10 protein-coding genes and 1 pseudogene are annotated in these 11,354 nt (G+C 56.4%); all 11 read right to left on the bottom strand.

The features are described from left to right. Positions 1 to 6: 6 nt before the first annotated feature. Positions 7 to 1,632 (bottom strand): molybdopterin-dependent oxidoreductase, encoded by a 1,626-nt coding sequence (locus HUU46_07245; protein ID NUM53421.1) that lies wholly within the window; start codon positions 1,630 to 1,632, stop codon positions 7 to 9. Between the two features lie 1,060 nt (positions 1,633 to 2,692). Continuing rightward, entirely contained in the window at positions 2,693 to 3,847 is a 1,155-nt protein-coding gene (locus HUU46_07240; protein ID NUM53420.1) for a cytochrome P450, read from the bottom strand. A 10-nt stretch (positions 3,848 to 3,857) separates the two neighbouring features. Further along, positions 3,858 to 4,547, bottom strand: coding sequence for an amino acid racemase (locus tag HUU46_07235; GenBank protein NUM53419.1), 690 nt, complete (start codon positions 4,545 to 4,547; stop codon positions 3,858 to 3,860). Positions 4,548 to 4,689: 142 nt separating this feature from the next. Beyond that, positions 4,690 to 5,169 carry a carboxymuconolactone decarboxylase family protein gene (locus tag HUU46_07230; GenBank protein ID NUM53418.1) on the bottom strand — a complete coding sequence of 160 codons (480 nt, stop codon included), beginning with the start codon at positions 5,167 to 5,169 and terminating at the stop codon, positions 4,690 to 4,692. A 36-nt stretch (positions 5,170 to 5,205) separates the two neighbouring features. Then, positions 5,206 to 5,595 (bottom strand): hypothetical protein, encoded by a 390-nt coding sequence (locus tag HUU46_07225; GenBank protein ID NUM53417.1) that lies wholly within the window; start codon positions 5,593 to 5,595, stop codon positions 5,206 to 5,208. Between the two features lie 66 nt (positions 5,596 to 5,661). Continuing rightward, positions 5,662 to 6,042 (bottom strand): DUF488 domain-containing protein, encoded by a 381-nt coding sequence (locus HUU46_07220; protein ID NUM53416.1) that lies wholly within the window; start codon positions 6,040 to 6,042, stop codon positions 5,662 to 5,664. Positions 6,043 to 6,083: 41 nt separating this feature from the next. Continuing rightward, positions 6,084 to 6,656, bottom strand: a complete 573-nt coding sequence (locus HUU46_07215; protein ID NUM53415.1) for a hemerythrin domain-containing protein — start codon at positions 6,654 to 6,656, stop codon at positions 6,084 to 6,086. An 11-nt stretch (positions 6,657 to 6,667) separates the two neighbouring features. Then, complete coding sequence (gene ric, locus HUU46_07210; GenBank protein ID NUM53414.1) at positions 6,668 to 7,399, bottom strand: iron-sulfur cluster repair di-iron protein; 732 nt, start codon at positions 7,397 to 7,399, stop codon at positions 6,668 to 6,670. 32 nt (positions 7,400 to 7,431) lie between these two features. Next, positions 7,432 to 7,854 (bottom strand): Rrf2 family transcriptional regulator, encoded by a 423-nt coding sequence (locus HUU46_07205; protein ID NUM53413.1) that lies wholly within the window; start codon positions 7,852 to 7,854, stop codon positions 7,432 to 7,434. A gap of 459 nt (positions 7,855 to 8,313) precedes the next feature. Next, the gene (locus tag HUU46_07200; GenBank protein ID NUM53412.1) at positions 8,314 to 8,652 is read right to left on the bottom strand and encodes a hypothetical protein; all 339 of its coding nucleotides are present in this window, start codon (positions 8,650 to 8,652) and stop codon (positions 8,314 to 8,316) included. Positions 8,653 to 8,972: 320 nt separating this feature from the next. Further along, positions 8,973 to 11,188, bottom strand: a pseudogene (locus tag HUU46_07195) (heavy metal translocating P-type ATPase). Positions 11,189 to 11,354: the final 166 nt, after the last annotated feature.

Raw genomic sequence — 11,354 nt, 5'->3', positions numbered from 1 at the left:
CGACGCTCAGATATTGGCCAGATCGCCAAAGTATTCGTGGTCCTCGGCAAAGCCGCCTTCTCCCTCGCCGATCGACTGAACATCCTCGACGAACTCGATCTCCTTGATCCACTTGACCATCTTGAAGCCGAGCTGATTCTCGACACGCAACCGTAAAGGGGCCCCATGAAGATGATTGAGCGACTGGTAATTCATCTCGTACGCCAGCAATGTTTGAGAGTTCAACGCGTTCGCGATCGAGAGGTTGTCGTAGTATTGAACACCCGAGACGCCCTTATGGAGCGCGACCCCCTCGCCAAACGAACGGAAGACAATTGCCTTCGCGTTGTGCTTCGGCCGGACGAGTTTGATTAGCTCCGCCATCGGCAAACCACCCCAAGCCGCGATGCCCGACCAGCCCTGGATGCAGTGGTGCAACGTGATCTGCTCCTTCTTGCCCATTGCCCGTAGGTCGTCCAGCGACAGTTCGACCGGGTTCTCCACCAGGCCCGATACTTTCAGTCGGTACTCTTTGAAGTTGTCGGCGGCAAGCGTGATCCATTCCTCGCAGGTGGGTACCTTGCCGTTGGCCCAGAGGAATGGAGAGATATCCTCGCGGCGAAACTCGGCCCGTGGAGCGGTACGGTCGAGAAGGAACGACATCACCGGCGCGACAATCACCTTGGCCACATGCTGCACCAGCCTCGGGTGGCGCCACGCTGACCAGTTGGCCAGCGCGTTCACTAACACAATGACGCCCACTCCCATAAGGCCGAGGTACACGCCGGTCAAGCTGGCGTCGTCGGTGCCCACGACGATATGGTTCATGTTACGGATAAACCCGGTCATCGCTACCATGATTACATGGCCCACGAGAAAGATGACGAAGGCACACATGATGAGGAAATGCAGCGAGCGACCTATCTGCCGATTGCCGGGTACCTTCGGATACCATTTGAATCGGGCCGTAAATGCGGGCGACATCGAGGGGCCGGTCAGGATTGCCAGCGGTGCCAGGATAAACACCACTCCGAAGTATGTCAGTTGCTGGAGGGCGTTGTACTGGTAGAAGCCATTCGGCTCCGGCGGCAAGTGGAAGGTGGCATAGTGGACGAAGACCGCCCAGGCGTCGGGGACGATTTGCCAGGAGTTGGGTACCAGGCGCTTCCACTGGTCGGTCGCGAACAGCAGGATCACGAAGAGTAGGCCATTGCCCACCCAGAACAGAACGCTGAGAAAGTGCCAGTGCCGGGCCATGCCAATGGTGTGTCGATAACCGGGCAGACCAATCCACGGGCTAAGGTGACGGGAGTCATCCTTGGCTGTCCAAACGCGGTCTTTAGGCACTTCGATCGGTGTCAGCCGAAGCCATTCCGTACCCGGCGTACTGTGGGGGTTCCAGTATAGCCGCGGATGGTCCGCGAGGATTTGCAGGCCGCTACGGACTAGCAGGACCAGGAATAGAAAGTTGATGTAGTGGGTAATGCGCAGCCAAATCGGAAAACCGTGAGGCTCCACCACCGCTTCGCGAATCGTCGGGAGGCTGGGCGACAGCGACGGAAGACCGAACATGCCCCACTGGACATAGGCCGCGATAACGAGGGCCAAGAATGGCCCTAGAAGCAATAACAGTGTCTTAAGCCTGATGTGCACGATGATCACTAGCCTTTCGGGGCAAGATCGTCAAGAGTACGGATGCGTCTTCAATGCCCTGAAGTGAAAGAAGCGCATCATCGGTTAGGTAGAGCACTTGGCCCGCTCTCAATTCAAGCATCATGTCGCTTGCGGTGCGGGCACGGCCTCAGCGTAAGGAGCTTGACGAGCAACCAGTCTTGTGCCAATAGACCGTTAATGTCGTCGGCGGGAGCAACGTCGTTGGTATCGATTAACTCCAGTCCACGTGAACCGAACAAGATTCTCAGTATAGTCCGTCCGAATCCCGCCAAGAGCATTTTTCTTTACCCTGAATATCTTCTGACTCATTCCTTATATCGGTGACAACATTCGCGGACAGGATTTTATGCCGAGGCAGTAGATTCCCACACAGCATTATGCGCGTGCGTTTCCGCGCAAGCCGTGTTTCTCAAATTCAGTATATCCGCGGGCGTTCCCCTCATCATCTACAGCCAGAAGCGAGAAACCCGCGCTAAGGTCGACCAGCAAGTCCGGGACGACGTGTCGAGCTAATAATTTGGAGGTTGAGTGCCAAAAGCTTGCACTGCATTTCGATCGACTTTGGTTTGTTTTTGAGGAGTAGTCCAAGCTTGTCCAGCAGGATGGCGAGGTGGGTCTCAGGGCGGCAGCCCGCGCGGCCGAAGGCGAGGCGGGGAGTATCGGAAAAGCCATTGATGCTGATGTGACCGATTTCATGGGGGGAAATACCATCGCCGACGACGTCACTATTGTGGTTGCGAAATCAATTGTGTGAACCTTAAATGCTCGACACCTGCAAGCTGACCTGGGCCCGACCCTCCACAAGCAACTTTCCAGATTCTATGGCAACCAGAACAACTGTGGACCCAGGCATTCTGGGACATTACTGCGAATGCTTGCGCCGTTCGTACTCGCGCTTACGCGCATCGTACCCTTGGAACGCACTTTGCACCGTCGTTCTATTCGCAACATTATCCGAGGCGATCTACCGTCTTACGAACCTCGCTTGTCAATCCTGGCGAACTGCATGTCGATGGATCGAACAAAAAGCTTCGCTGAGTTATTGTATCAACAGCGGCAATTTGGCAAACCCGCTGCCAGGGTAAACCGCATTTCTTGGGGGAGTTCCCGGAACGAGCCCGACGCTGTCTGTGCGGGCCAACAATTCTTCCAGCCAGACTCGCATCTCGAGTCGCGCAAGCGGTGCGCCTGGGCAAACGTGCAAGCCGGCGCCGTACAGAAGATTCTTCTCCACCTCCCGATCAAAACAAAAGCAATCCGGTTCGTCAAAGGCCCGGCCATCACGATTGGCGGAAATCCACATGAGCGAGACTCGTTCGCCTGCGTCGATTTGCCGGCCATTGATTTCCACAGGCCTGGTTGTGACTCGCCGATTGGCAACGAGGGGGCCGTGAATCCGCAGAATCTCATCGATGGCGGCAGGCAAGAGCGACGGCTCCGCCCGAAGTTGCGATTGAAGATCGGCGTGTTCGGCAAGATAATGAGCCAATATCCCAACGGCGGCAGAGATTGTCCCGATTTCCCCGACAGTCCAATTTCGCAGGATACTCGCGATATCTTCGTGGCTTAACGGTCGTCCCCAAACCGTGTCGTGCATGAGGGACGCCGTAATGTCGTCATCCGCCTTGGCGCCAGCCTCAAGCCGGTCCTCTATAAGCTCGTCAACCAAGCCCTCAAACTCCCGTGCAATCTCCGACATGACTTTGCGATTCTGGGCGAATGTGGCGGCGTGGTTTTTCTGGGTCCAGCGGATGAGCGGTTCCTGTAACGTTGACGGCCATCCAAGGAAGGCGCATTGGGCCCGTGCCGCAAAAGGCAGCGCAAAATCAGCAACAAGCTCCACCTGACCACGTTCGAGCAGATCCTGGACCAGATCCACAACGAGGTTGCGGCAGATAGGCTCGAACGTCGCTATCCGCTCGCTAGAAAAATACCGTTCGACAATTGCACGATATGCCGTATGCTCGGGTGGATCCATGCCGCTTGGAACAGACAAGTGCTCCGAAACGGTGCTGCTGAAGGTCTCGTGGTCTGAGAGCACGCGCATCACGTCCTCGTGCCGAAACACAGACCACTGCAATGACTCGCTGTACGCCACTGGGCAACGTTCGCGCATCGTGTCGTACACCGCGCGTTGGTCGCGCAATACACCCGCTGCTTTTAAGTCCCAGTCCGGTTCTCGCGTGTCGCTCATAATATTCCGGTTACTCCATCGCAAAATTGAGAATCGCTTCGGCGTGAATGCGGGTTGTGTCGTAGAGTGGCTTTGGACTGTCCTCTGGCTGGATTAGAAGGCAGAGTTCCGTGCAGCCAAGAATCACCGCCTCGGCGCCCTGCGCGGTCAAATCGGCAATCATGCCCTTCGCCGCTGCGCGGGATTCGGGGCGCACGGTTCCGTGCGACAGCTCCTCCCACACAATACGGTCCAACTCCTGCCTCGCGTGCGCGTCGGGAACGAGCGTTTCGATATGACTCGCCTGAAAATGCTTCTGGAAAAACCCGAACTCCATGGTGGGCCGTGTGCCCAGCAGCGCAACTTTCCGCCGGGCGTCGCTGACAAGCGCCTCGGACGTAGCATCCATAATCGTGAGGATTTCCAATGGACTTGACTCGCGGATCAGGGCGTACGCATTGTGAGGCGTGTTCGCCAGAATCGCCGCGAATTCGGCGCCGGCGTTCTTGAGACAGTGCAAAGCGTCCAAAAGAATGGCAGCGACCTTGTCCCATTCGTTTTGTTCGAAGTGCGGGATTAATTTCTGCAGGTTCAGACTCTGGAGGGTAATCTCGGGAAAGTTCAATTCGCCGGCCCGGTGATTGTATTCGCGACAGATTATTTCATAGTAATGAACAGTCGACTCGGGGCTGAGCCCTCCAATTAAGCCTATGTGCTTCATTGCCGCCACCTTTCCGATTCTAAGTGTTCCAATCTCGGCTGCCGTTGACCGCTCCGGTCGTCTCCTGACCGATTGTCGGCAGCCCACGCATTAATTCTTGGCGCGAGTTCAGCTACCAGGCGGAAGGGCAAGTGCGCCGCCTTCACGCAACCGTGGGGCGTCCCTTGTGCTGTGAAGTCTCATACGTCCCCGGCACCTTCCGAAAACTGACGGCCAGCCGGTTCCATCCGTTAATCGCCACAACCGCCAGTGTCAGGTCTGCCAACTCTTTCTCGTCGAAGTGCTGCCGGGCGAGCTCATAGACTTCGTTCGGAACATTCGTTTGTGCGACGTTGGTCACAGCTTCGGTCCAGGCGAGAGCGGCGCGCTCCCGGTCACTGAAGAATGGCGTCTCGCGCCAGGCGGAGAGCGCGTAGAGTCGCTGCTCGGTTTCGCCGCCGGCCCGGGCATCCTTGGTGTGCATGTCGATGCAGTAGGCACAGCCATTAATCTGGGAGGCGCGGGTCTTCACGAGTTCCAACAAGGAAGGCTCCAGTCCGCAGCCGTGCACGTATTTCTCCAGTCCCCACATGGCCTTAACGCCATCCGGAGCGACGCTCGCATAATCAAGTCGCGGTTGCATATGTTTTACCTTTCAGGTGGGTTAGTTGGCATTGCGTTAAGGAAACATGATCGTCAACAATATGAGCGAGTTCTCCCTGCCGGCGATTGTGTGAGGGACACCACCCGGCAAAAAAAGCCAATGTCCCTCAGGTACAACTCGCGTTTCGCCATTTGCTGTAAACGCAATTTGGCCTTTCATACAATGGATCGTGATTGGGCCTTCCACCTGGTGATTGCGACACACCTCGTGTCCTTTTGGGATCTCCATCCGGATGGCCTCAAAGTCTTCGGTCTTCACCAGCGCGTTCGCCTTCGCCTCGGAAAACCCCTCCGCTTGTGGCCGAAGATCTACGGGAATACCGGGAGCCGCATGCGGAATCGCCATGATAGTCTCTCCTTTCTTTGAAATCAGATTGAACTCGGCCGGAGATTGCGATGTCGCCATCGTCGGCCTTCTCCTTCCGGATCGTCATCTCCTGTCGAATCGTGTTACCTGCGCCGGAGCGTGGCGTCAGCGAATCCCCTTGGTTTGGCGGACGCGTTGAAGGTAATTCTTTAGGGCCACAGCGTTATTGTGCTGGGGATCGTGAGCCGCATAGAGAAGCGTAACGGTTTTCTCCCGCGCCAGCTCCTTGACAGCCTGCCGGACGTCCGGTCTCTCATCTAGTTCCTCGAAGTATCGCCTTTGAAACTCTTCCCAACGGGCCGGGTCATGCCCAAACCAGCGGCGCAGTTTGTCGCTGGGAGCAACCTCTTTCAGCCAATTGTCGAGTTTGCAGGTCTCTTTCTTGAGTCCACGCGGCCATAGCCTATCCACCAGGATTCGAAGTCCGTCTTGATTTGACGGAGGTTCATAGATTCGCTTCACGCGAAGGTACAGTGAATTGATCATCTTCCGACTCCATGCCGCGGGGGTCTCTCGGACTACAGCCTCTACTTCTCGGACAAGCCCGCGCCTACGTGTCCGAGGCTCGCGAGCGATCGCCGCTTTCTCATTTCCTCGCCGATTTCCCGAATTTGCTCAGATTTTAGTATGCGAACTGCGATCGCAAAGACCTTCCCTTCCTCAAGTTGTATGTGAGCCGCATAAATCTCTTCCAGTTCATCAAGCGCCGGCCGAAGGCGCTCACGTTGAGCGTCGTCCAGTCGACCCGTTTCGAGCCAACTGCGCACCACGCGGTCAACGAGCGAATGGAGCGCCTCGCAACCGCGATGGTCGTTTTCCAGACGCTCTAAATCGGCCGTGACCTCCCGTGCGTCCGGGTCGCCGGAGTATCGCATCCGTGGGAATAGCGACTGCTCCTCGTCAGCCGTATGGCGCGGCGCGAAGTTCGCGAAGTAGTTCAGCGAGGCCTCTAATGCGTGACGTCCTTCTTCCTCGAGTTCGCTATTGCCGAATCGCCGTTCGGCTTCTCGCAATACTTCTAGAAAATGCTCGATCCGCCGATGGCAATCTTTCATCATCTCGATGGGTTCGCTGAAATCGGCCAGCGGTTTGCCGCCCACGTTCACGGCCATCACACCTTCGCCCTTTCGACAAGTTCGGCTTCGAGCTTGGCGGCCCTCGGAAACAGCACGTTGTCTTCTTTGTGAACGTGCTGATGCATGTCGTGCTCGAGGCGGGCCAACGCATCAAGCATCACACGGTACGTGTTACAGGCCCAGTCAGGCGGGGTGTAGTCATCAGTCAGCGTGCGCATTCGCTCGAGCGCCGCGCCTGCGTCGTGATGCTCCATCTCCATTTGCCGGACCGGATTGGTGATCGAGCCGCAGTGGAACTTCGGAAGCGCCTCGCTCGCTTCCAGCCGGCGGATCATGGGAAACAGGATTTGCTCTTCCTTCATCATGTGGCTGGTCATTTCGGCTGCCAGCGAAAGCAGCGTCTTGCGAACGTCGTGCAGGCGAGCGTCTTCCCCTCCGTGCACAGAAGCCACTTTCTCCGTGAGCGCGTCAAGCCGAGGCAACTCCGAGCTGAGGTAAGCATGGTGCGTGTGCTCGACGTGGTCGGCCAACTCCGTGAGCGACATGGCCGCCGCATCCACGAGCGGCTCTCCCTCGGACGCCGCCTCCGACTGCTCCAGCCTGTCGGCGAACGCTTGCGGATCAACGCCTTTTTCCCGGCATGCCTCCTCCAGCGTCTTTTTGCCGCCGCAGCAGTAGTCCACGCCGGCCGCTTCAAACGCATGCGCAAGCATTGGGCGCCGTGCGATGATCTCTCCCACTATGTTTTGAACGGAAATCGTGCTCATCGGGATTCTCCTTTTTTCAATTGGCGTTGCAGCTACGTCACCTCGCACAACGGAACGATTGGGCTTGCCGAACGGAGCAGTTTCGCAATCGTCACGCGCCCCAGCGCACGTTCCGCCGCGGCGTAGACCTGGTCTAATTCGCTGTGGAGAGGGCAAAGCGTCGTGTGCGATGGCAGCCCTAGCGGGCAACTGCGGATACGCTCCAGCGGCGCCACGGAATTGACCACGTCGAGGATCGTGACATCCTCAGGCCTCCGCGCCAACGCGTAGCCGCCGCTAGGACCGGGCTGCGACCGCACGAGGCCGCCGCCCACCAAGTCTTGCAAGACCTTGTGCAAATAGCGGCGTGGTACCTTCGTGCGCTCGGCCAGAAGGTCGGCCGAAGCCGTTCGCCCTGGTTCACGGGCCAGCCACACCACAGCCCGTAAGGCATACTCTGAAGTCTTGGGCAACATGCATCACCTCGCTTGATCGCATCCTCTATCCATAATTATACACATGTACGTGTAGATTTCAAGTTACCCCTGACACGAGCCGACAGAAATTGCTACTCATGCTACAAATACGCGAGTAGCGACACGCTGTCGTGGGGCATCATTGCAGATGTACTTTGTGGATTATTTGACAGGACACCAGCTTTGCCCTTGGAGTTGAATCGATGTTCATAGCCATGCCACTAGTGGGTGCCGCGACGCTCTGTTTGGCCATCGCTGCTGATACAGGTTCATCACTTCTGGTTGCTTTCAAGGGGCTTGTCCGTTCCTGAGATCGCTGCTGAAGCAGAACTCTTTCTGACAAGAACGCGCTGCAATTTCACATCCTACGAGAGACTTACCCTGGGTCCGCCGTCATCTCGCTGGCGATGGGTTTATCTCGTGGATGGATGAGCTGCGGCCCCAAATCGAGGGAGGGCGCTACCGAGAATCGGAGAGAGCCACGAATTGCTTTCTCATGGTTTGGAAAGCCTCAAGCTGCTCTTGTGCAGAGGTAAGCTTGGTCATGGAACGCAGACGCCTCTCGGTAAAGAAGGCAATCTTGGCAGAGTCCTTTGCGGCACTCAGTTCGGTGATGACCGCCGGTGGAAGTTTGAGGAGATTCAGGAGTTGAGTGACCCGAGCCCGCGTCAGATCTACTTGCTGCGCAAGCTGCGACTGATCACGGACTGTACCTTGGTCCAGCATCTTTCGAAAGGACAATGCGAGCGCTACTGGATTGATCGGTTCGGTCTCTTCCGGTTCCTCTGCTGGAGTCACCGCGTATATCACGTTGCGAACTAATGAGTTGCGATGGACCGGCGATATGTGCCATCCGCAAGCAAAAGTTCGCTGAGTTCGCATCGCGCGGAGCCATGATATCCAGAGGGGTTGCGCTTCGTGCGTAACCCCTTTTCGTTTAATCACTTAACCCGCTCGATTGCACCCAGGTTCCTTTTGGCCAGTTTGCGAGTTAGCGAACTTTCGCGCACAGGTTCTACCGAATGAAGGGGACGGAATCGGGCAAAGTGCATTCCAAAGCAAGCATTCTCATACCGGGTGGTGGCAAGTCGGTGCCAGTGCCTGTATCGCTTGGCCGGCTATTTATCGCGTACGCTATCATAGAGATTTAGTAGTCGAAGTCCGTTTTGAAGATAACCAGAAGCGACGCTCCCATATCGGCAGCGATGGCCATCCAGAGGGTGGCGGCACCCGCAAGCGAGAGAATGATAAAGACGGCCTTCAGTCCCAGAGCGAAGATTATGTTTTGCCGGATGATGCGAAGTGTGCGCTTCGAGTGTTTTATAAGCCAGGGTAGTTTAGAGAGGTCATCAGACATGAGAGCGATATCTGCCGTCTCCAATGCAGCATCGGTTCCAGCCGCGCCCATGGCGATACCGACGCTAGCCGCTGCAAGGGCGGGGGCATCATTTATGCCGTCCCCGACCATGGCCACCTTTCCGAAAGCGGTTACAAGTCTTTGAACGGCTTCTACTTTGTCCTCTGGAAGCAGTTCGGCTTCCACATCATCAACTCCAACCTCATCGGCGATAGCTTCGGCTGTACCGTAGTTGTCGCCCGTTAGCATAATGACCTTTTGTATACCGGCATCCTTTAAAGCCAGAACAATTTCTCTTGATTCCGGCCTAACGGCGTCTGCCACGCTGATGAGGCCGCATACGTGTTTGTCATTTCCAACGATGATAACCGAATGGCCGGCGTTTTCGAGTCGTTGGGCCTCTTCGTGGATTCGCTCATCCTCTTGCCCTAGCTCGTGAAGTAGGCGATGGCTCCCGATCCAGTACAAGCTCCCATTGATATACCCTTTTGCCCCCTTACCTTTTATCGCCTGAAATCCCGCCGCCGGTGTGAATCGAACACTATCGGCATCAGCCCGGCGCAGAATAGCTCTTGCTAACGGGTGCTCGCTTTGGGATTCCAGTGCGGCGGCACGCTCAAGCACCTCATAGGCGGAGTGACCGCTCAACGGCACGACCAGTTGCACTTCCGGTTGACCACGCGTCAGGGTTCCGGTTTTGTCCATGGCGATAGCTCTTAGTTGGGCTGGGGCTTCAAGAAAGACTCCACCTTTTATGAGAACTCCGGCGCGGGCGGCGGAACTTAGGCCAGCGACAATGCTGACCGGGGTAGAAATAACAAGTGCGCACGGACACGCGATGACAAGTAACACGAGACCCTGATAGAACCAAGTCGCCCATGCTCCTCCAAACACAATTGGGGGCACGATCATGACGAGCACGGACAAACCCATCATGATGGGCGTGTAGTACCGTGCAAACTTCTCGACCCACTGCTCGCTTGGTGCGCGTCGAGATTGGGCTTCCTCGACCATCCTGACGATCCTTGCAATGGTAGTGTCAGTCGCGAGTTTTGTTGTTCGAAACTCGAAAGAACCCTGTTCGTTGACGCTTCCGGCAAATACGGTGTCACCGACATCCTTGGCTTCCAGTTTCGATTCTCCCGTGATTGGAGCCTGATTGACGGTCGTGGATCCTTTGGTCACTGTTCCGTCGAGCGGAATCTTTTCTCCGGGTTTGACCAGAACGGCAGTCCCAACGGGTACGTCCGCGATTTCCATTTCCTTGATCCCGCCGTCATCCAGCAGACATCTGGCAGTGGGGGAGGCCACTTCCATGAGTGCGGAAATCGCCTTTCGGGCTCGACCGACGCTCCATGACTCTAAAAGGAGGGCGACGCCAAAGAGAAGTGTGACAACAGCTGCTTCAAGCCATTCACCGATAGCTATGGCGCCGATGACAGCCACGGTCATCAAGAGGTTCATATCGGGCCTTATGCGCCGCGCAGAGTTCCATGCTTTCGGGAAGATGTGCCAGCCCGACGCAAGAATTCCAGCCCCGTAAAGGACTAGAGTTGGGAAGGGGAATCGGTGGCCGGCGGAACCGCTGCTCGCGAAAGCATGCAAGAATCCATGGTACTGGACATGGATCAAAAACCCGGCAAATGTCGCAAGTCCACCCAGGATAACGAATAATGTACGCCCATGTCTCTGCCAGAGACTGTTAGAAGCGGTGGCGTTCCTCATATGCGCTTGCCAGGGCGTGGCCTGCATCCCTGTCCGGGCCACGGCTGCAATAATGGCTTCATCTCGAATGTCTTTTTTTGCCGGCGCAATGGTGATTCTTGCATTGAGCAGGTCAAACGAGATGCATTCTTCGCCGCCTACCAACGGTCCAAGTTCGCGCTTTAGAATCGCAATTTCCTCAGCGCAATCCATGCCCCGAATCTTAAACGACTTTGGAATTGGCCCAAGATTGGGACCCCCATTCGTGATCATCGGCATATTTCTCCTAACGTGTTTTGCTCAGCTCCTGGGCGCGACAAGTACACGAGGGATAGTACATAGACCTTGGAACTCACGTTTGCGTTCAACGTCCGTGACGCCACCATTCGTAACCGGACCAGACCGATACTGCGAGGCAAAGGATCGCGAGTATCACTGG

The organism is Candidatus Hydrogenedentota bacterium (assembly GCA_013359265.1).
In the GTDB taxonomy this organism is placed as follows: Bacteria; Hydrogenedentota; Hydrogenedentia; order Hydrogenedentales; family SLHB01; genus JABWCD01.
Note: the sequence above shows the minus strand (reverse complement) of the source record. Positions and strands in the feature narration are given on the sequence as shown.